We start from the raw sequence: 19663 nt of genomic DNA, 5'->3' as shown, positions 1-19663 counted from the left end.
GCCTCAGTCGATGATGAAGCCGAAATCGCCGGGCGTGCCGTTGATCGGATCGACGCGCCGCGTGGTGCCATAGAGCCGGTTCATGCGGCCGAGCAGCGCCGTCTGCGCGTCGGAAGCCGGCGCGAAGCCGTCGTCGGGCCGCGACAATTCCTTCTGCGCGACTGCGCGCACCACATAGGGCGTCACGATCACCATCAGCTCGGTCTCGTTGTTGACGAAGTCCTGGCTGCGGAACAGCGCGCCGATGATCGGTACCTGGTCGACGCCGGGCAGGCCGTTGATCGCCTGCTTGGTCTGCTGCTGGATCAGGCCGGCCATCGCCATCGAGCCGCCCGAGGGAATCTCGAGCGTGGTCTCGGCGCGGCGGGTCTGGATCGAGGGAATCGTGATCGAGTTGCTCGTGTTCGAGGACACCGCCTGCGTCAACGTGATCGAGTTGGTGTTCGACAGCTCCGAGACCTCGGTCATCACGCGCAGGCTGATGCGGCCTTCGCTCAGCACGACCGGGGTGAAGTTCAGGGAAATGCCGAACTTCTTGTAGGTGACCTGGGTGGTGCAGACGTGGGTGACCGGATCGCAGGAATAGCCTGCGGGAATCGGGAATTCGCCGCCGGCGATGAAGGTGGCGGATTCGCCCGAGATCGCGGTCAGGCTCGGCTCGGCCAGCGTGCGCATGACACCGGCGCTCTCCATCGCGCGCATGGTGGCGCTGACGGTGGCAACGCCCTTGGCGAGGCCGGCGACGTTGAGCCCATTGCTGGCGACGATCGGTCCACCCGAGACCGAGAACGGGTTGGAATTGTTGAAATTCACCACGGCCGTGCCGGCATTCAGGCTGGCGCTGAGATCGACACCGAGCTGCTTGACGATGTCGCGGCGCACTTCGCCGACGACGACCTTAAGCATCACCTGGTCGCGACCGCGCACGACGATGTTGTTGACGACCTTGTCCGATCCGCCGACCAGCTTCGCGGCGACGTCGCCGGCCTGCTGCGCCTCGACCGGGCTCGACACCGATCCGGTCAGCATCACGCTGTCGCCGACGCCTTCGATCTGCACGCCCGGCAGCGACTGGCGCAGGGCCGTGCGCATGCCGTTGAGATCGCGCTTCACCGCGATGTCATAGGAGGCGACCTGCTGGCCGTCGGCGGCGAAGAAAACGACGTTGGTCTGGCCGACCTGGCCGCCGATGATATAGGCGCGCTGGGCCGAGCGGATCACCGCATTGGCGATCTTGGGATCGGCCACCAGCACGTCCTTGACCTCGCGGGGCAGGTCGATGACGACGGATTTGCCGATACCGAGCGAGAGAAAGCGCGTCTTCGCCGACGCGATCGTCGCGACCGGCGATACACCGAGATCCGGCGCCTGGATCGGCGTCTGGTCGCCGACCGGCGCATCGGCGGCGTTGACGCAGCCGGGCGCTGCGAGCAGACCCAGCATCAGCATCAGCATCGTCCCCGTCCAGAACGAGCGCGCGCGCTTCCCCCGAATGCGCAGGCCCGTCCGATCATCCCCGTAATGCATCATGTCCCCATCACTTCTGTGACGTCAGTTGCCGCGTCTGCACGCCGTAGCGGATGACGTTGACGTCTCCGGAGCGCTTTGCCCCTTGCTCCTCGACGGTGACTTCCGCCGCGTTGGCATCGACGATGCTTCGCAGCGCAAGCTGCAGCGTGCCGCCCTGGCGCGCGGCCGAAAGCGTGGCGACCTGGTCGGGCTTGAGCTCGAGCGTGACGGTCTTGCCGACCACGGCGGTCTGACCGTCCTTTTCCTTCGGCGCCTGGTCGATCGCGAGCACGCGGATATTGGTCAGGATGACCTCGGACACGATGAGGTCGTTGCCGGCGGTCGGGCCGTTGGTATCGGGATTCTTCAGGCGACGGGTCAGCACGATGTCGACGCGGTCGTTCGGCAGGATGAAGCCGCCGGCGCCGGTCTCGGCGGAGATCTCGGTCGAAACGGCGCGCATGCCGGACGGCAGGATCGCGGCCATGAAGCCGGATCCTTCGGCCTTGACCAGCTTCTGCTCGCGGATCGGCTCGCCCTGCATCAGGGGAACGCGCGCGATCGAGCCGGCGATCTGGCTCTGCGCTTCGGGCCTGTTGTCGCGGCGGATGAAGGCGCTGCTTGCAGTCGCCGCCGGCCAGGTCTGCCATTGCAGATCCTCAGGCTTGAGCGCCTGGCCGAGCTGGATGTCGTTCTTGGCGATGAGGACTTCGACCGTCGGCAGCTTCTCGGCGACGGCCTCGACGGGCGCGGGGGCATTCTGATAGCCGCTCGCCAGATACGCAGCGACGCCGCCGGCGGCCAGCGCGATGACGAGAACGACAATGCGTGCGGTGTTCATACGCTTTACTCATACGCGGGGCACTCGAACCGCACCTGGCGGGTTCCCCGTGTCGATGAGTAGGGAGTAAAAGTATAAGGGGTGTTGCGAGGCCGAACGTGCTGACCGGCAGCGATGCTGGTTTTCGGCAGATGGTGAACGCGGCGTTATTCAGTCGGCCAGCGGCCCCCGTAGTTTCACGTAAGCGCGCTCGCGCGTTGGCCCGATCCGGACGGCGTCATGGTGAATGGGTGGTTAGTGATGGGCTCGCGACGATGCGAGTGAGGCCGTAGTAGCTCGCCGCAACATCGCTGTCGTCCCCGCGAACGCGGGGATCCATAACCACAGGGAGGAGTTGCGGTGCGAATCGGCAACTCCGAGTCCCCGCAACCATATCTTCCTGTGGTTATGGGTCCCGGATCTGCGCTTCGCTTGTCCGGGACGACCTTCGGGAGTGCGATCATTGCGGTGAGTTACTTCCCCCGCTTCGCTTCGATCACGTCCCAGATCTTCGCCGCCACGTCAGGGCCGCCGAGCCGCGCGATGGCGCGGATGCCGGTGGGGGAGGTCACGTTGATCTCGGTGAGGTTGCCGTTGATGACGTCGATGCCGACGAACAACAGGCCGCGTTCGCGCAAGGCCGGGCCGAGGGTGGCGCAGATCTCGCGCTCGCGCGGGGTGAGCTCGGTCTCCTGCGCCGCGCCGCCGCGCACCATGTTGGAACGGAGGTCGTCGGCGGCCGGCACGCGGTTCACCGCGCCGGCGAACTCGCCGTTGACCAGGATGATGCGCTTGTCGCCGTGCTTCACCTCGGGGATGAACTGCTGGATCACCCAGGCCTCCTTGAAGGTGACCGAGAACATGTCGAACAGCGAGCCGAAATTCATGTCCTGCGGCATCACGCGGAACACCGCCGCGCCGCCATGACCGTGCAGCGGCTTCATCACGACGGCACCATGCTTGTCGCGAAACGCGTTGATCTCATCGACGTCGCGCGAGATCAACGTCGGCGGCATCAGCTGCGGAAAGTTCATCACGAACAGCTTTTCCGGCGCGTTGCGGACCGAGCAGGGATCGTTGACCACCAGCGTCTTCGGATGGATGCGCTCCAGAAAATGCGTCGAGGTGATGTAGGCGAGGTCGAACGGCGGATCCTGCCGCAGCAGCACCACGTCGAAGCCGTTCAGCGCCTCGCGCGTCGGCTCCCCGAGCGTGAAGTGGTTGCCGGGCTCGTCGCGCACGGTCAGCAGCTGAACGGGAGCGACGATCTCCTCTCCGACCATCGAGAGCTTGTCGGGCGTGTAATAGGACAGGCCATGGCCGCGTTTCTGCGCCTCCAGCAGCAGCGCAAAGGTGGAATCGCCCTTGATGTTGATGCGGGCAATGGGGTCCATCTGGACGGCGACGTTCAGTTTCATGGTCTGCCTTTCAGGTCGAGGCGTCGAATGCCGCCAACACATGGCGCGGAAGTGAGCGCGGCGCAATCAGCATGGCGTCGAATCGCAATTCGAATTCGGCATGCTCGGGATGCGCTACAAGCCAGCCTTGCGCGGCGTCGATGATGCGCTGCTGCTGGCGCGGCGTCACGGCAAAGGCGGCATCGTCCAGCGTTGCGCGGGCCTTGACCTCGACGAAGGCGATCAGGTTGCGACGGCGCGCCACGATGTCGATCTCGCCATGCGCCGTGCGGTAGCGCTTGGCCAGAATGCGATAGCCCTTGGCCATGAGATAGGCGGCGGCGCGGCTTTCCGCGGAGATGCCGGTGTGGAACGCGGCGACCCGCTCGGGCGAGGCGGCCTTTGGTTCCCTGGGGACCTCAGTCTTCGCCATCGCCGCCCCGCGAATCCTTTGCAAGCTCGAGCGCGCGAGCATAGACCTCGCGGCGCGGCCGGCCCGAGAGCGCGACGGCATGCGCCACGGCATCCTTGACGCTGTGCGCGGCCAGCTGCTCGCGCAAGAGACCATCGAGCGCATCCATTGTCAGCACCTCGGCATCCGCGGGAGGTGGGCCGATCACCAGAACGAACTCGCCGCGCGTCTCCGGCGCGTCCGCCTGTCGCGCAAGCTCGGCGAGGGGCGCGCGTCTGACCTCCTCGTGCAACTTCGTGAGCTCGCGGCAGACCGCGGCGTCTCGCTCACCCATGATCTCGGCGAGATCGGTCAAGGTGGCCTGCATCCGATTTCCGGACTCGAACATCACCAGCGTCGCGTCGATGCGCGCGAGCTCGGCCAGGCGCGTGCGGCGCGCGGCGGATTTCGCCGGCAGGAAACCCTCGAAGAAGAAGCGGTCGGTCGGCAGCGCCGCCACCGACAGCGCGGTTAACACCGAGGAAGGGCCAGGCAGCGCGTACACGGAGTGGCCCGCGGCGCAGACCTCGCGCACCAGCTTGAAGCCGGGATCGGAGATCAGCGGCGTGCCGGCATCCGAGACCAGCGCGACCGAGCCGCCGGCCGCGAGCGCCTCCAGGATCTTTGGACGGGCGGCTTCGGCATTGTGCTCGTGATATTGCTTGAGCTGCGCGGCGATGGCGTAGCGCTCGGTCAGGCGCCGCGTGATCCGGGTGTCCTCGCAGGCGATGACGTCGACGCCGGCGAGGGTCTGCAGCGCCCGCAGCGTGATGTCGCCGAGATTGCCGATCGGGGTTGCGACCAGATGCAGGCCCGGCGCCGCCTTCGGCGCCGTGAGCCGATGGGCGTCGATGGAGAAACCGCGCGAGGCGGCGTCTTGAGCTTCAGACGTATTTATCGGGTCCGGCTTTGCGCGCATAATGAGGTCAACTTAGGCACGATCCGCAGGGCTGGGAACCGGCTCGCCGAAAAAGATCGTACCGAGGTGGGCTGGGAAGGGACGGGAATGTGATCGGTCAGGATCACGTCGGGAGGGGGTGAGGGCCCTCGCGCCATATTCGCGACGGAAACTCCGCCTTGATGCTGGATGAGCGACGGCGAACAGCTGCCGGGACAGGAGGGCGGCCGCGTTAAGCGGCTATTATCCTTTTGTTTTGGTTAACTATTTGCCGACAATATGCCTGAATCCGCGGCCTGCGTCGTGGAAGGAAGATCGTGACCGGCCGGCGACGGCGGGTCAGAAGAGAAGCTGCCATGGTGGGCCCGCGTTTTCCTAAGTCTCCCATTCCGGGGTCCCTGATGTCGGGGGCGACCCGCCGGAGCGCGCTCGGCCTGTTGCTCGGCGCGCCCCTGCTGTCGGCCTGCGCCGGCGTGCAGCAGAGTCTCAGCCAGTTCTCCAACCCGTTCTCGAGCTCGGCACCGCCGGCCCAGCCGGCCGGTCCTCCGCAGCAGGCGACGACCGCCGGCACCGGCGGCGTCAAGGTCGCCGTGATCCTGCCGCTGTCCGCGGCCGGCAATGCCGGCCTTGCCGCGCAATCCATGCGCAACGCCGCCGAGATGGCGCTGGCCGAGTTCCAGAACCCGAACATCCAGCTCCTGATCAAGGACGACAACGGCAGCCCGCAAGGCGCCCAGGCCGGCGCGCAGCAGGCGGTCGACGAGGGCGCCGAGATCATCCTCGGGCCGCTGTTCGCGCAATCGGTGCCGGCGGTGGCGCAGGTCGCGCGCACGCGCGGCATCCCGGTGATCGCGTTCTCGACCGATTCCAGCATCGCCGGCCGCGGCGTCTATCTGCTCTCCTTCCTGCCCGAATCCGACGTCAATCGCATCGTCGAATATTCCGCCAGCATCGGAAAGCGCTCGTTCGCCGTGCTCGTGCCCGACAATGCCTATGGCAATGTCGTCGAGGCGGCGGTGAAGGTGGCGGTGCCGCGTCGTGGCGGGCGCATCGTCGCGTTCGAGAAATACGGCGCCGATCGCGCCACGCCGGCGCGCACGGTGGCGCAGCAGCTCGGCAGTGCGGACGCGCTGTTCATTGCCGATGACGGCGATGCCGTGGTGACGGTCGCCGATGCGATGACCGCCGCGGGCGCGAACCTGCGCAACATCCAGCTGCTCGGCACCGGCCTGTGGGACAATCCGCGGGTCTATGCCAATGCGAGCATGCAAGGCGGCCTCTATGCCGCGCCCGACCCGGCCGGCTTCCGCGCCTTCTCGGGCCGCTATCGCACCAAATACGGCGCCGAGCCGATCCGCACTGCGACGCTCGCCTACGACGCCGTCGCCCTCGTCGCCGCGCTCGCGCGCACGCAAGGCACCACGCGCTTCTCGCCCGACGTGCTCACAAATCCTTCCGGCTTTGCCGGCATCGACGGCCTGTTCCGCTTCCGCGCCGACGGCACCAACGAACGCGGTCTTGCGGTGATGAAGGTGACGCAAGGCGGCGGCGTCGCGGTCGCGGGCTCGCCGAAGAGCTTTGGGGCGTAGCTCCGGACGACGGTGCCGTGGTGCTGTAGGGTGGATTAGCCGAAGGCGTAATCCACCAACTTCGTTCCGCGAGTGCGGAAGCATGGTGGGTTACGCCTTCGGCTAACCCACCCTACTTCAGCTCGTTACGCCGCCAGATCCGCGACCACCGCATCGAGCACCGGGAATCCGCTGCTGGTCACGCGCAACCGGCCGGTCGGATCCACAATGATCGCGCCTTCTTCGCGTAGCAGCGCGATGCGCCTGGGATCGAGCGGGCGGCCGGAGAGGGCCTTGTAGCGCTCGGGGTCGATGCCCTCGGCGAGCCGCAATCCCATCAGCAGGAATTCGTCGGCGCGTTCCTCGCTGTTGAGCAGATCGTCGGTGACGATTCCATCGCCGTTGGTCTCGACCCGCATCAGCCAGGCCTCGGGACGCTTCTCGGTGGCGGTCGCATGCCTGATACCGTCGATGTCGAGGCGACCATGCGCGCCGGGGCCGATGCCGGCATATTCCTCGCCGCGCCAGTACACCAGATTGTGCCGGCACTCGGCGCCGCGCCGCGCGTGGTTGGAGATCTCGTAGGCGGGCAGCCCGAGCTTGTCGCAGGTTTCCTGCGTGACGTCGTAGAGCGCGCGCGCCACCGCTTCATCCGGCGTCTTCAACTTGCCGGCCCGGTATAGGCCGAAGAACGGCGTGCCTTCCTCGATCGTGAGCTGATAGAGCGACAGATGCTCGGCCGCCTCATCGATGGCGAGGCGCAGCTCATCGGCCCACATCGCCGGCGTCTGGTCGGGGCGGGCATAGATCAGGTCGAACGAATAGCGCTCGAACGAACGGCGCGCGATAGCGACGGCATCGAGCGCCTCGCGCGCGCTGTGCAGGCGTCCGAGCGCCTTCAGCGAGGCGTCATCGAGCGCCTGCACGCCGAGCGAGACGCGGTTGACGCCGGCGCTGCGATAGCCGGCAAAGCGTGTGGCTTCGACGCTGGTGGGATTGGCTTCGAGCGTCACTTCGACGTCGCCTGCAACGCTCCAGTGCTTGCCGATCGCATCGAGCACCGCGCCGACAGTTGCGGGCTGCATCAAGGATGGCGTACCGCCGCCAAGGAAGATCGAGGTGACCTCGCGGCCGGATGCACGCGCCGCGGTCGTTTCGATTTCGCGCGCGAAGGCGGAGGCGAAGCGCGCTTCGTCGATCGCGGCATGGCGGACATGGCTGTTGAAGTCGCAATAGGGGCACTTCGACAGGCAGAACGGCCAGTGCACGTAGACGCCGAAGGCTTCAGATTCTTGTTTTGACGCGTTTTCCTGGCGCGAACCGGTATCCACTTCGCTTGAAAACGCTCTAGCGCGGCTCAAGGCAGATCTCCGCCAGTTTCACGAAGGCGCGGGCACGATGCGACAGGCCGAGACCCAGCGGCGGCAGGCCGTGCTTCTCGATGCTCTCCATCTCGCCGAAGGTGCGGCTGTGACCATCCGGCAGGAACATCGGATCATAGCCGAAGCCGGCAGTCCCGCGCGGCGGCCAGACCAGCGTGCCGTCGACGCGCGCTTCGACCTCTTCGAGATGATGGTCAGGCCAGGCCACGCAGAGCGCCGAGACGAAATGGGCCCTGCGCTTGTCCGGCGTGGTGGCGCCGCGTTCCTGCAACAGGCGCTCGATCTGCGCCATCGCCGCGTTGAAGTCCTTGGTGGGGCCGGCCCAGCGCGCGCTGTAGATGCCGGGGGCGCCGTCGAGCGCGTCGACCACGATGCCGGAATCGTCGGCGAAGGCGGGCAGCCTGGTTGCCTGCGCCGCCGCGATCGCCTTGATCGCGGCGTTGCTGCGGAAATCGTTGCCGGTCTCCTCCGGCTCGCCGAGGCCGAGCTCACCGGCCGACACCGCCTCGACGCCGTGGGGCGCCAAAAGCTCCCGCATCTCGGCAAGCTTGCCGGGATTGTGGGTGGCGATGACGAGCTTTCCGGTGATTCGGCGGTGCATGGGCCTATTGACTACGCCACAGCCAGTTTCTGCAAGTCCACGAGACGCGCAACGCCCTTGCGGGCCAGCGCCATCAGCGCCAGGAACTCGCCTTCCGTGAACGGTTCGCGTTCCGCCGTGCCCTGCACCTCGATGATGCGGCCGTCGCCGGTCATGACGAAATTGGCGTCGGTCTGGGCTTCCGAATCCTCGGCATAATCGAGATCGAGCACCGGCGTACCGTTGTAGATGCCGCAGGAGATCGCGGCGACGTTGTCGCGCATGACGTTGGCCTTGATCATGTTGCGCGCCTTCATCCAGTTGACGCAATCGGCAAGTGCGACCCAGGCGCCGGTGATCGAGGCCGTGCGGGTGCCGCCGTCGGCCTGCAGCACGTCGCAATCGACCGTGATCTGGCGCTCGCCGAGCGCCTCGAGGTCGACGATGGTGCGCAGCGAGCGGCCGATCAGGCGCTGGATCTCGACGGTGCGGCCGCTCTGCTTACCGGCGGCGGCCTCGCGCCGGGTGCGTTCCGAGGTGGCGCGTGGCAGCATGCCGTATTCGGCGGTGACCCAGCCGCGGCCCTGGCCCTTCAGCCACGGTGGCAGGCGGTCCTCCAGCGTGGCGGTGACCAGCACATGGGTGTCGCCGAACTTCACCAGGCAGGAGCCTTCCGCATATTTGACCACGCCGCGCTCCAGCGTCACGGGGCGCAATTCGTCGGGCGCACGGCGGCTTGGCCGCATGGGAAATCCTCCAAAAACTCACGGGAAAGGCTGTTGGCGGTGCTTGTAGGTGGGGCGAAGGTGGGCGGCAAGGGCTTATTCGGCCCCTGATTCCGGGCCGGCGAACGCCACGCTTGTCAGAAGCGCCCGGGATAGACAAATTATGAGGATCTGAGAGGAGTTACCGCTGTGGCCCATCACGATCCGATCCATCTGATCGCGCCGCGCGCAGGCCTCGCCCAGCTCAACGAGCGTTCCCGCGACATCTTTCGTCAAATTGTCGAAAGTTACCTCGCGACCGGTGAGCCCGTGGGTTCGCGCAATATCTCGCGCCTGATCGCGATGCCGCTGTCGCCGGCCTCGGTCCGCAACGTCATGGCCGATCTGGAACAGCTCGGCCTGATCTATGCGCCCCATACCTCGGCCGGCCGGCTGCCGACGGAACTCGGCCTGCGTTTCTTCGTCGATGCCTTGATGCAGGTTGGCGACCTCAACGAGGCCGAACGGCAGTCGATCCAGAGCCAGCTTACGTCCGTAGGCCAGGCGCACTCGGTCGAGGCGGCGCTGGACCAGGCGCTGACGCGGCTATCCGGATTGACGCGGGCCGCGGCGGTGGTGCTGACGCCAAAATCCAATGCGCGGCTCAAGCACATCGAATTCGTCCGGCTGGAACCGGAGAAAGCCCTGGTCATCCTCGTCGGCGAGGACGGCCAGGTCGAGAATCGCGTGCTGACGCTGCCCCCTGGAGTTCCCTCCTCGGCGATCACCGAGGCCGGCAATTTCCTCAACGCGCGAATCCGCGGCCGAACCCTGGCCGAGGCGCGGCTCGAGCTTGAGACGGCGCTTAACGAGGCCCGCGCCGAGCTCGATCAGCTCGCACAGAAGGTGATCTCCGCCGGCATCGCCAGCTGGTCCGGCGGCGAGAACGAGGACCGCCAGCTCATCGTGCGCGGCCACGCCAATCTGCTCGAAGATCTGCACGCGCTGGAGGATCTGGAGCGGGTGCGCCTGTTGTTCGACGATCTCGAGACCAAGCGCGGCGTGATCGATCTGCTCGGCCGGGCCGAGACGGCCGAGGGCGTGCGCATCTTCATCGGCAGCGAGAACAAGCTGTTCTCGCTGTCGGGGTCCTCCACCATCATCGCGCCCTATCGGGATGCCGCCGGCCACATCGTCGGTGTCCTCGGCGTGATCGGCCCGACGCGGCTGAATTATGCCCGCGTGATCCCGACCGTGGATTATGCCGCCCGCATCGTCAGCCGCCTCTTGGGGGGCTGACCGGCGTCTGCTTCCGATCACGGGCGCTTGATTTTCGCTGCTCAAAGCACGATATCCGGGCCAACAATCCCTGGAAACGAGTTCGAGATTTAGCCGATGACCGATCGAGACCGGCAACCCGAAGACGCGGCCGCGCCGACTGGCGAGCCCGTGGTGTCAAAGCCCTACATCATGCCCGACGATCCCGAGCCCGGCTCGGTCGAGACCTTGCAGAAGGAAGCCGCCGAGGCGCGCGATCGCATGCTGCGGACGCTGGCCGAGATGGAGAATCTGCGCAAGCGCACCGCCAAGGAAGTCGCTGACGCCCGCCTCTACGGCATCACAGGCTTTGCCCGCGACGTGCTCGACATCGCCGACAATCTCCAGCGCGCGCTCGATGCCGTTCCGGCCGAAGCCCGTGCCACCGCCGATCCCGGCCTGATCTCGCTGATCGAGGGCGTCGAGCTCACCGAGCGCGCGCTGCATAGCGCGCTGGAAAAGCATGGCGTGAAGAAGCTCGATCCGCAGGGCCAGAAGTTCGACCCGAACTTCCACCAGGCGATGTACGAAGTGCCTGATCCGTCGGTGCCGTCGGGCACCGTGGTCCAGATCATGCAGGCCGGCTACACCATCGGCGACCGCGTGCTGCGGCCGGCTTTGGTCGGCGTCGCCAAGGGCGGCGCGAAGCCAGCGCCTGCGGCGAACAACAACGAATCGAGCAGCGCGGCCAATTGAGTTTCAACCCTCATGGTGAGGAGCCGCGCTCTTGCGCGGCGTCTCGAACCATGAAGGCCAGGGTGCCGCAGCGGGGGCCTTCATCCTTCGAGACGCGCGCGAAGTAGCGCGCTCCTCGGGATGAAAGTTTTGCAGTGTTGTGCGTCGCTTACGCACCCGCCGCGATATCCGCAGACTGGATCCGCTTCACGCCGGCCTTGGCCATATCGGCCCAGGCCTTGGCGAGCGAACCCTGGGTGTCGATGCCGCGGCAGGCATCTTCCACCACATAGACCTCGAAGCCGGCCTTGCGCGCGTCGAGCGCCGTCCAGGCAACGCAGAAATCTGTCGCAAGCCCTGCGACGAAGACGCGCTTGATCTTGCGTCCCTTCAAATATCCGGCAAGGCCCGTCGAGGTCTTGCCGTCGGCTTCGAGGAAGGCCGAATAGCTGTCGACGTTCTTGTGAAAACCCTTGCGGATGATGAGCTCCGCGTGCGGGATCGCAAGGTCCTTGGACAGCGCCGCGCCGTCGGTGCCCTGCACGCAATGATCGGGCCACAGCACTTGTTTGCCGTAGGGAAGGTCGACGGTCTCGAACGGCTTCTTGCCGGAGTGGACTGATGCAAACGAAACGTGGCCCGGCGTGTGCCAGTCCTGCGTCATCACCACGTTCGCGAACGCCTTCGAGATCTTGTTGATGACCGGCACCACCTGTTCGCCTTCCTTCACCGCGAGGCTGCCGCCAGGCAGGAAGCAGTTCTGCACGTCGATCACGAGCAGCGCGGAGGCGTCATCCGGCTTGATGGATGTCGCTGCGAGCAGTGCGCTCGGCGCGAGACTCGCCAGCGCCGTCGTTCCAAGCATTGCCAAAATTTGCCGCCGATCCAGCATCATTCGCCTCCCTTGGGATGATCCAATGGGGGAAGCCTAGTTCCGTTCGTACACGAACAGAAGCCCGAAAATGCGGCCGGCATTGGTTAGCGGCTAAGCGCTCGCCACGAGCTTGGTGCACCTCTCCCGCTTGCGGGAGAGGTCGGCGCGTCCGGGCGATGCGAAGCATCGTCCCGCACGCCGGGTGAGGGTTCTATCCTCCGGGTGATTGTCCCTTTGCGGAGGCACCCTCTCCCCAGCCCTCCCCCGCAAGCGGGGGAGGGAGCGCATCTCGTTCGGAGACGCAGCTACCCCTTCGGCTGAATCCCGTCGCGCACGGCGCGGAAGCGGGTGAAGGCGGCCTGCCACTGGTCGCGTGGGGCGCTGGCGATGATGCGCAGCGAAGCGCCGCCGCTCGCAAAGCGGATCCACTGCACCACGGTCACCGGCGTCTTGTCCTTGCCGCTGACGCCGTCGATCCGGGTCTCGAAGCCTTGCTGGCCGTTGATGCGGATCGGCTCCGACATGGTGACGCGGGATTCGCGCACGCCGGGGATCTGCAGCGCGGCCTCCTGGGCGAAGCGGGCGCGGTCGTCGGCGGCTTGCGGGGTGGCGCCGATCAGGCCGAGGATCATGAACGGCTTCGATTCATAGCCGGCGCTCTCATTGCCGTCGGCGAGGATGATGCTGGAGCCCGGCGCCAGGGTGCGGACGTCCTTGAAGTCGGCGAGATCGGTGATCTTGAACGGCATCAGCGCGATCTGCTCCTCGGCCGAGACCTGCTTGCGGGTGGTGGCGGTCGCGAACATCTGCCGCACCGCCTCGTCGGTGTAGATCTTGGTCGCATTCTCCGGGACCTGCACCGCGACATAGCCGGAGAAGCCGGCGCCCGGCACGATCATCGAATAGCGCTTCACCGGGGTGTCGCCGGCCTTGCCGCTCTCGGTGGTGAAATAGGCAAGGCCGGCGGGGGTCTCGACCTTGTCCTGCTTGACGCCGTTCGCTCCGGCCGGATTGGAATTGAAGGCGCTCACGACCTCGCCATAGGCGGCCGGCGGCAGCTCGGTGACCAGCACCTTGACGCTGCCGTCCTCGCTTTCGAAGCCCGGAAAGGTCTTCGCCGTGCTGAGGCCGACCAGCGGCACCATGCCGAGGCGCAAGCCGGGCGGAAACACGGCGTCGGCGGCGAGGGCCGGGAGCGCCGAGGCGGCGAGAAGGGCGAGCGCGGCGAGGGGGCGGATCAGCTTCATGGGCACTCTGATTGGTTCACATTGAGGCCGTTCGATGGTCGGCCACCGGGCCGCTTTGTCGCGCGAAGCGGCTGTGGCGGCTGCCCGGCCGGTCCGCCTTTTAGCGGGTTTGGGCTTGCGGCAACAGGGCGGACGGGCTTGCGGTAGCGGGGACTTGCCGAAGCCCGAACCTGTTAATAATTCCTCACCCGCAAGTGCGGTGAAGCCCGAATATGATCCTCCAGAACCCGATGTTTTAGCCGCAGAAACGTAGCTTCGGTCCTTGCGGGCCCCTCCCCCCCTCCTATATGAGCCTCAATCATCGCAATATCGCGGATGTTTGATCTTAGGGGGTTTCGGTTTGGGTGCCTTCTGGGCCCAGCCAACCTGCTGCAAAAAGAAGGATATCAGGACCATGGGAAAGGTCATTGGGATCGACCTCGGCACCACGAATTCGTGCGTCGCCGTGATGGATGGCAAAAACGCCAAAGTCATCGAGAATTCCGAAGGCATGCGCACGACGCCCTCGATCGTCGCCGTCACGGACGACGGTGAGCGTCTCGTCGGCCAGCCGGCCAAGCGCCAGGCCGTTACCAATCCCGAGCGCACCTTCTTCGCAGTAAAGCGCCTCATCGGTCGCCGCTACGACGACCCGATGGTCGAGAAGGACAAGAAGCTCGTCCCCTACAAGATCGTGAAGGCTTCCAACGGCGACGCCTGGGTCGAGGCCGACGGCCAGACCTACTCGCCCTCGCAGGTCTCGGCGTTCATCTTGCAGAAGATGAAGGAGACCGCGGAAGCCCATCTCGGCCAGAAGGTCGACCAGGCCGTCATCACCGTTCCCGCCTACTTCAACGACGCCCAGCGCCAGGCGACCAAGGACGCCGGCAAGATCGCGGGCCTCGAAGTGCTGCGCATCATCAACGAGCCGACTGCGGCCGCGCTCGCCTACGGCCTCGACAAGACCAAGGCCGGCACGATCGCCGTCTACGACCTCGGCGGCGGCACGTTCGATATCTCCATTCTTGAAATCGGCGACGGCGTGTTCGAGGTGAAGTCGACCAACGGCGACACCTTCCTCGGCGGCGAAGACTTCGACATGCGCCTGGTCGGCTATCTCGCCGACGAATTCCAGAAGGAGCAGGGCATCAACCTGCGCAACGACAAGCTCGCGTTGCAGCGCCTGAAGGAGGCCGCTGAAAAGGCCAAGATCGAGCTGTCCTCAACGACGCAGACCGAGATCAACCTGCCGTTCATCACCGCGGACCAGACCGGTCCGAAGCATCTGACGATGAAGCTCACCCGCGCCAAGTTCGAGGCGCTGGTCGACGACCTCGTGCAGAAGACCGTCGAGCCCTGCCGCAAGGCGCTGAAGGATGCCGGCGTGACCGCCGGTGAGATCGGCGAAGTCGTGCTGGTCGGCGGCATGTCGCGCATGCCGAAGGTCCAGGAAGTCGTCAAGCAGCTGTTCGGCAAGGAGCCGCACAAGGGTGTCAACCCGGACGAAGTCGTGGCGATCGGCGCTGCGATCCAGGCCGGCGTGCTCCAGGGCGACGTCAAGGACGTGCTGCTGCTCGACGTGACCCCGCTGTCGCTGGGCATCGAGACGCTGGGCGGCGTGTTCACCCGCATCATCGACCGCAACACCACGATCCCGACCAAGAAGAGCCAGGTGTTCTCGACCGCCGAGGACAACCAGAACGCGGTCACCATCCGCGTCTTCCAGGGCGAGCGTGAAATGGCGGCCGACAACAAGATGCTCGGTCAGTTCGACCTGATGGGCATTCCGCCGGCTCCGCGCGGCATGCCGCAGATCGAAGTGACCTTCGACATCGACGCCAACGGCATCGTCAACGTCTCGGCCAAGGACAAGGCCACGGGCAAGGAGCAGCAGATCCGCATCCAGGCCTCCGGTGGTCTGTCGGAAGCCGACATCGAGAAGATGGTCAAGGACGCCGAGGCCAACGCCGAGGCGGACAAGAAGCGCCGCGAGGCCGTCACCGCCAAGAACGAGGCCGATGGCCTGGTGCATTCGACCGAGAAGGCGCTGGCCGAGCACGGTTCGAAGGTGGCCGAGAGCGAGCGCCGCGCCATCGAGGACGCCGTCAGCGACCTCAAGGAAGCGCTGAAGGGCGACGACGCCGAGGCGATCAAGGCCAAGACCAACACGCTGGCCCAGGCTTCGATGAAGCTCGGCGAGGCCATGTACAAGCAGCAGGCCGAGGCCGACGCCAAAAAGGACGCGGCCAAGGACGACGTCGTCGACGCGGAATTCACCGAGGTCGACGACGACAAGAACAACAAGAAGTCCGCTTAAGCCCGAGAGGGTGATGATGCGGGCGACTTGGACCCTACGCGCACCAACGGCCTCCTCCCTCGCGGGGGAGGCCACGGTGTCGGGCTCTGCGGGACCGATACCCGCAACGATCGATCAATTCCCAGCCGTTATGCTGAACGCCGCCGTGCCGGCTTCCGCCGCGAGGCGGAAGGGCGCTGATGTCGTCGCGCAGTGGCGGCATCGTTTCGCTCCGACTTGATTCGCGATTGGATAGACCGAGCTCATCATGTCCACGTCCACCAAGCGCTGCTATTACGAGACTCTCGAAGTCGACCGTGACGCTGACGAATCCAAGCTGAAATCGTCGTTCCGCAAGCTGGCGATGAAGTTTCACCCCGACCGCAATCCCGGGGACGACACCAGCGAGATCAAGTTCAAGGAAATCAACGAGGCCTACGAGGTCCTGAAAGACAAGGACAAGCGCGCCGCCTATGACCGCTACGGCCATGCCGCTTTCGAGCAGGGCGGCGGCGGCGCCGGGTTCGGCGCGGGCTTCGCCTCCTCTTTCTCCGACATTTTCGAAGACCTGTTCGGCATGGCCGGGCAGCGCGGCCGCGGCGGCCGCGAGCGCGGCGCCGACCTGCGCTACAACATGGAAATCACGCTCGAGGAAGCCTTTGGCGGCAAGACCGCGCAGATCGAGATTCCCGTTTCGGTCACCTGCGAGGCCTGCTCGGGCATCGGCGCCAAGGCCGGAACCAAGCCGAAGACCTGTTCGACCTGTGGCGGCGCCGGCCGCGTGCGGCAGTCGCAGGGCTTCTTCACGTTGGAGCGGACCTGTCCGGGCTGCCAGGGCCGCGGCCAGATGATCGAAGATGCCTGCCCGTCCTGCTCGGGCCAGGGTCGCGTCACCCGCGAACGCACCTTGTCGGTCAACATCCCCCCGGGCGTCGAGGACGGCACCAGGATCAGGCTTGCCGGCGAAGGCGAGGCCGGGGTCCGCGGCGGCCCGCCCGGCGACCTCTACATCTTCCTGTCGCTGGCCCAGCACCAATTCTTCCAGCGCGACGGTGCCGACCTGCATTGCCGTGCGCCGATCTCGATGGTGACGGCCGCCCTCGGCGGCGAATTCGAGGTGCCGACCATCGACAAGGGCAAGGCCAAGGTGAAGGTGCCGGCCGGGACCCAGTCCAACCGCCGATTCCGCATCGCATCAAAAGGCATGCCGGTGCTGCGGTCGCGCCAGATGGGCGACATGTACGTTCAGGTCGTGGTCGAGACGCCGCAGAACCTCACCAAGAAGCAGCAGGAATTGCTGGCCGAGTTCGAAAAGCTGTCCTCCGGCAACACCCAGCCGGAATCAGAGGGCTTCTTCGCCAAGGTCAAGGATTTCTTCGGCAATCGGGCGAGTTGACCCGGCTTGACCGTATCGTCTTCGGCCTATACGTCTTTATGACCATTTTCTGACACGCCGCGGTCCTGCGGTCCCGTCCGGTCCAGACATGCCATTGCCATCGTCCGCGCGTGCGTTGAAGAAGCCTCGTCTCGACGACGAGGTGCGCTTTCTCAGATCATGGATCGAAAAGCCGCTGCACATGGGCGCAGTGATGCCGTCGGGCAAGCTGCTGGCCCGGACCATGGCCCATTACGTCGATGTCGATTCGGACGCGCCCGTGGTCGAGCTCGGGCCCGGCACCGGTGCCATCACCTCCGCCCTGATCGAGCGCGGCGTCGACCAGAAGCGCCTCGTTCTCGTCGAATATAATCCCGGCTTCTGCGCGCTGCTGCGCGACCGCTATCCGCAGGCCAAGGTGGTGCAAGGCGATGCCTATCGCCTGCGTGACACGCTCTGGAACGTGCTGAGCGCGCCGGCCTCCGCCGTCGTCTCCGGCCTGCCGCTCGTGACAAAACCGATGCTGACGCGGCTGCGGCTGATCCGCGATGCCTTCACGGCGCTGGCGCCCGGCGCGCCGTTCATCCAGTTCACCTATGCGGTGGTGCCGCCGATCCCGAAATCGCTGCCAGGCGTGTCCACAGAGGCTTCGGAACGGATCTGGATGAACCTTCCGCCGGCCCGCGTCTGGGTGTATCGCAAGGACTAATTCCGCCGGCTTCCTTCTGTGCGCGGCGGACTGGTTTCGCCGAACGTATGGAAGCGGATGGCCGCACCCAAGATCCTGATCATTCCCGGCTCGCTGCGTACCGGCTCGCACAACGCGAAGCTGGCGGCGGTCATAGCCTATGAATTCGCCCGGGCCGGCGTCGACGTCACCCGCATCTCGCTCGCCGACTTTCCGCTGCCGATCTACGACGGCGATCTCCAGGCCAAATCCGGAGTGCCCAAGCACGCCATCAATCTCAAGCGCATGGTCGGCGCGCATCATGGCGTGCTGTTCGTCACGCCCGAATACAACGCCTCGGTGCCGCCGCTGCTCAAGAACGCGATCGATTGGGTCAGCCGCGTGCACGAGCTGCACGAGGCGCGCGGCGAGGTGTTCCGCAACCGTGCCTTCGCGCTCGCCGGCGCCTCGCAGAGCCGGCTCGGTGCGGCGCGCGCGCTGCAGGCGCTCAGGCTGATCCTGACCTCCTGCCACGCCAATGTGATTGCCAGCCAGCTCACGCTCGCCTTTGCCGATCAGGCCTATGACGATATGGACAGGCTCAAGAACGAGGGCGATATCGCCGCGTTGAAGGAGCTGGTCGCGCAATTGATCGACATTTCCCAACGCATGATGTGAGGTGACATGACGCCAGCCGAGATCGCCCCGAAGGACCGCCTGATCGTCGCGCTCGATCTGCCCAGCGTCGATGCCGCGGAGGCCATCATCAACCGTCTCGGCGACAGCGTCACCTTCTACAAGATCGGCTATCGGCTCGCTTATGCCGGCGGGTTGCCGCTGGTCGGCAAGCTCGCCGACAAAGGCAAGAAGGTCTTTCTCGATCTCAAGCTGCACGACATCGGCAACACCGTGATGCAGGGCGTCGAGAGCATCAGCAGACTCGGCGCCACCTTCCTCACCGTGCACGCCTATCCGCAGACCATGAAGGGTGCGGTCGAAGGCCGCGGCAATTCGAGCCTGAAGATTCTCGCCGTCACGGTGCTGACCTCCTACAACGAGGACGACCTGCACGCGGCGGGCTATCGGCTCGGCGTCTCCGAGCTGGTCGAGGCGCGCGCGCAGCAGGCGCAGGTGCTTGGCGTCGACGGTCTGGTGTCCTCGCCGGAGGAAGCTGGTGCTCTGCGCAAGATCGTCGGCCACCAGATGCACCTCGTCACGCCGGGCATCCGGCCGGCAGGTTCGGCAACCGGCGACCAGAAGCGCATCATGACGCCGGGCCGCGCGATCGCCGCCGGCGCCGATTACCTCGTCGTCGGACGTCCGATCGTGGAAGCCGCCGATCCGAAGGCCGTCGCAGACGCCATTCAGGCCGAGATTGCGCAGGCGCTTGGAGCATGATCCGGAAAAGTGTGAAGCGGTTTTCCGATCAGATCATGCTCAAATAGAAATTACCCCAACAACAAAGGGAGAGAAATCAATGGCAAAGGGCTACTGGATCGGGCGCGTCGACGTGAGCAGTGATGAGGGCTACAAGCCCTACGCCGTCGCCAACGGTCCGATCTTCAAGAAATGGGGCGGCCGCTTCGTCGTCCGTGCCGGCAAGTTCACCACCGTCGAAGGCGCCAGCCGCACCCGCAACGTCGTGATCGAATTCCCGGACTACGAGACCGCGCTCGCCTGCTACAATTCGCCGGAATACCAGGCCAACATCAAGGTGCGCCAGCCGCACTCGGTCGCCGATCTCATCATCATCGAGGGCTATGACGGCCCGCAGCCGCAGGACGGCTGAGGCGCCCTCTCGGGCCTGCATGGTTCGAGACGCCCGCTCGCGCGGGCTCCTCACCATGAGGGTCTGATATCTCGCCGCGAAACGAGACCTCATCCTGAGGGCCCGCCGGAGGCGAGCGTCTCGAAGGATGGCCGC

19 protein-coding genes are annotated in these 19663 nt (G+C 65.8%); 9 read left to right on the top strand and 10 right to left on the bottom strand.

Going from position 1 to position 19663, the window contains the following annotated elements:
* Positions 1–3: 3 nt before the first annotated feature.
* The 5 genes from E4K64_RS23725 to rsmI form a co-directional block, all read right to left on the bottom strand.
* A complete protein-coding gene (locus E4K64_RS23725; protein ID WP_135165790.1) occupies positions 4–1527 on the bottom strand; it encodes a type II and III secretion system protein family protein in 1524 nt (507 codons plus the stop codon).
* A gap of 10 nt (positions 1528–1537) precedes the next feature.
* A complete protein-coding gene (cpaB, locus tag E4K64_RS23720; protein WP_135165671.1) occupies positions 1538–2350 on the bottom strand; it encodes a Flp pilus assembly protein CpaB in 813 nt (270 codons plus the stop codon).
* Positions 2351–2802: 452 nt separating this feature from the next.
* The gene (gene gshB, locus E4K64_RS23715; protein WP_135165670.1) at positions 2803–3747 is read right to left on the bottom strand and encodes a glutathione synthase; all 945 of its coding nucleotides are present in this window, start codon (positions 3745–3747) and stop codon (positions 2803–2805) included.
* Positions 3748–3757: 10 nt separating this feature from the next.
* Entirely contained in the window at positions 3758–4159 is a 402-nt protein-coding gene (locus tag E4K64_RS23710; RefSeq protein WP_135165669.1) for a YraN family protein, read from the bottom strand.
* Positions 4146–5096 carry a 16S rRNA (cytidine(1402)-2'-O)-methyltransferase gene (rsmI, locus tag E4K64_RS23705; RefSeq protein ID WP_135165668.1) on the bottom strand — a complete coding sequence of 317 codons (951 nt, stop codon included), beginning with the start codon at positions 5094–5096 and terminating at the stop codon, positions 4146–4148. Before rsmI ends, E4K64_RS23710 begins: the two co-directional genes overlap by 14 nt.
* A gap of 335 nt (positions 5097–5431) precedes the next feature.
* Between rsmI and E4K64_RS23700 the strand changes: the two genes are divergently transcribed.
* Positions 5432–6664, top strand: coding sequence for a penicillin-binding protein activator (locus E4K64_RS23700; protein WP_209311985.1), 1233 nt, complete (start codon positions 5432–5434; stop codon positions 6662–6664).
* Between the two features lie 125 nt (positions 6665–6789).
* On the opposite strand, the gene hemW is transcribed toward E4K64_RS23700, so the two are convergent.
* From hemW to rph, 3 genes are read right to left on the bottom strand one after another with little or no spacing between them, the layout of a single operon-like run.
* Positions 6790–7974 carry a radical SAM family heme chaperone HemW gene (hemW, locus tag E4K64_RS23695; RefSeq protein ID WP_135165789.1) on the bottom strand — a complete coding sequence of 395 codons (1185 nt, stop codon included), beginning with the start codon at positions 7972–7974 and terminating at the stop codon, positions 6790–6792.
* Positions 7975–7990: 16 nt separating this feature from the next.
* A complete protein-coding gene (rdgB, locus tag E4K64_RS23690) occupies positions 7991–8626 on the bottom strand; it encodes an RdgB/HAM1 family non-canonical purine NTP pyrophosphatase (protein ID WP_135165666.1) in 636 nt (211 codons plus the stop codon).
* An 11-nt stretch (positions 8627–8637) separates the two neighbouring features.
* The gene (gene rph, locus E4K64_RS23685; RefSeq protein ID WP_126256905.1) at positions 8638–9351 is read right to left on the bottom strand and encodes a ribonuclease PH; all 714 of its coding nucleotides are present in this window, start codon (positions 9349–9351) and stop codon (positions 8638–8640) included.
* Between the two features lie 168 nt (positions 9352–9519).
* Here rph and hrcA point away from each other — a divergent pair, with 168 nt between their 5' ends.
* Positions 9520–10608, top strand: coding sequence for a heat-inducible transcriptional repressor HrcA (gene hrcA / locus E4K64_RS23680; protein WP_135165665.1), 1089 nt, complete (start codon positions 9520–9522; stop codon positions 10606–10608).
* Positions 10609–10704: 96 nt separating this feature from the next.
* Complete coding sequence (gene grpE / locus E4K64_RS23675) at positions 10705–11322, top strand: nucleotide exchange factor GrpE (protein ID WP_135165664.1); 618 nt, start codon at positions 10705–10707, stop codon at positions 11320–11322.
* Between the two features lie 148 nt (positions 11323–11470).
* Here the strand turns inward: grpE and pncA are convergent, their stop codons facing one another.
* Positions 11471–12193, bottom strand: coding sequence for a bifunctional nicotinamidase/pyrazinamidase (pncA, locus tag E4K64_RS23670; RefSeq protein ID WP_135165663.1), 723 nt, complete (start codon positions 12191–12193; stop codon positions 11471–11473).
* A 287-nt stretch (positions 12194–12480) separates the two neighbouring features.
* Positions 12481–13422, bottom strand: a complete 942-nt coding sequence (locus tag E4K64_RS23665) for a hypothetical protein (RefSeq protein ID WP_167772217.1) — start codon at positions 13420–13422, stop codon at positions 12481–12483.
* Positions 13423–13816: 394 nt separating this feature from the next.
* Between E4K64_RS23665 and dnaK the strand changes: the two genes are divergently transcribed.
* The 6 genes from dnaK to E4K64_RS23630 all read left to right on the top strand — a co-directional run bounded on the left by dnaK (position 13817) and on the right by E4K64_RS23630 (position 19528).
* The gene (gene dnaK, locus E4K64_RS23660; RefSeq protein ID WP_028133546.1) at positions 13817–15718 is read left to right on the top strand and encodes a molecular chaperone DnaK; all 1902 of its coding nucleotides are present in this window, start codon (positions 13817–13819) and stop codon (positions 15716–15718) included.
* 247 nt (positions 15719–15965) lie between these two features.
* Positions 15966–17093: a molecular chaperone DnaJ gene (gene dnaJ, locus E4K64_RS23650; RefSeq protein ID WP_135165661.1), complete on the top strand. Its 1128-nt coding sequence runs from the start codon at positions 15966–15968 to the stop codon at positions 17091–17093.
* Positions 17094–17181: 88 nt separating this feature from the next.
* Positions 17182–17781, top strand: coding sequence for a class I SAM-dependent methyltransferase (locus tag E4K64_RS23645; RefSeq protein WP_061023588.1), 600 nt, complete (start codon positions 17182–17184; stop codon positions 17779–17781).
* 57 nt (positions 17782–17838) lie between these two features.
* Complete coding sequence (locus E4K64_RS23640; protein ID WP_135165660.1) at positions 17839–18417, top strand: NADPH-dependent FMN reductase; 579 nt, start codon at positions 17839–17841, stop codon at positions 18415–18417.
* Between the two features lie 6 nt (positions 18418–18423).
* Positions 18424–19137, top strand: coding sequence for an orotidine-5'-phosphate decarboxylase (pyrF, locus tag E4K64_RS23635; RefSeq protein ID WP_135165659.1), 714 nt, complete (start codon positions 18424–18426; stop codon positions 19135–19137).
* A 79-nt stretch (positions 19138–19216) separates the two neighbouring features.
* Positions 19217–19528: a DUF1330 domain-containing protein gene (locus E4K64_RS23630; protein WP_028133551.1), complete on the top strand. Its 312-nt coding sequence runs from the start codon at positions 19217–19219 to the stop codon at positions 19526–19528.
* Positions 19529–19663: the final 135 nt, after the last annotated feature.

It is taken from the genome of Bradyrhizobium frederickii (assembly GCF_004570865.1).
Taxonomy (GTDB): Bacteria; Pseudomonadota; Alphaproteobacteria; order Rhizobiales; family Xanthobacteraceae; genus Bradyrhizobium; species Bradyrhizobium frederickii.
This window is presented reverse-complemented; position numbering and strand designations above follow the sequence as displayed.

Bases quoted from the DNA above. Each gene is read 5' to 3' on its own strand.
- E4K64_RS23725 (WP_135165790.1), bottom strand. From the start codon at position 1,527: ATGCATTACGGGGATGATCGGACGGGCCTGCGCATTCGGGGGAAGCGC.
- cpaB (WP_135165671.1), bottom strand. From the start codon at position 2,350: ATGAACACCGCACGCATTGTCGTTCTCGTCATCGCGCTGGCCGCCGGC.
- gshB (WP_135165670.1), bottom strand. From the start codon at position 3,747: ATGAAACTGAACGTCGCCGTCCAGATGGACCCCATTGCCCGCATCAAC.
- E4K64_RS23710 (WP_135165669.1), bottom strand. From the start codon at position 4,159: ATGGCGAAGACTGAGGTCCCCAGGGAACCAAAGGCCGCCTCGCCCGAG.
- rsmI (WP_135165668.1), bottom strand. From the start codon at position 5,096: ATGCGCGCAAAGCCGGACCCGATAAATACGTCTGAAGCTCAAGACGCC.
- E4K64_RS23700 (WP_209311985.1), top strand. From the start codon at position 5,432: ATGGTGGGCCCGCGTTTTCCTAAGTCTCCCATTCCGGGGTCCCTGATG.
- rdgB (WP_135165666.1), bottom strand. From the start codon at position 8,626: ATGCACCGCCGAATCACCGGAAAGCTCGTCATCGCCACCCACAATCCC.
- rph (WP_126256905.1), bottom strand. From the start codon at position 9,351: ATGCGGCCAAGCCGCCGTGCGCCCGACGAATTGCGCCCCGTGACGCTG.
- grpE (WP_135165664.1), top strand. From the start codon at position 10,705: ATGACCGATCGAGACCGGCAACCCGAAGACGCGGCCGCGCCGACTGGC.
- pncA (WP_135165663.1), bottom strand. From the start codon at position 12,193: ATGCTGGATCGGCGGCAAATTTTGGCAATGCTTGGAACGACGGCGCTG.
- E4K64_RS23665 (WP_167772217.1), bottom strand. From the start codon at position 13,422: ATGAAGCTGATCCGCCCCCTCGCCGCGCTCGCCCTTCTCGCCGCCTCG.
- dnaK (WP_028133546.1), top strand. From the start codon at position 13,817: ATGGGAAAGGTCATTGGGATCGACCTCGGCACCACGAATTCGTGCGTC.
- dnaJ (WP_135165661.1), top strand. From the start codon at position 15,966: ATGTCCACGTCCACCAAGCGCTGCTATTACGAGACTCTCGAAGTCGAC.
- E4K64_RS23645 (WP_061023588.1), top strand. From the start codon at position 17,182: ATGCCATTGCCATCGTCCGCGCGTGCGTTGAAGAAGCCTCGTCTCGAC.
- E4K64_RS23640 (WP_135165660.1), top strand. From the start codon at position 17,839: ATGGCCGCACCCAAGATCCTGATCATTCCCGGCTCGCTGCGTACCGGC.
- pyrF (WP_135165659.1), top strand. From the start codon at position 18,424: ATGACGCCAGCCGAGATCGCCCCGAAGGACCGCCTGATCGTCGCGCTC.
- E4K64_RS23630 (WP_028133551.1), top strand. From the start codon at position 19,217: ATGGCAAAGGGCTACTGGATCGGGCGCGTCGACGTGAGCAGTGATGAG.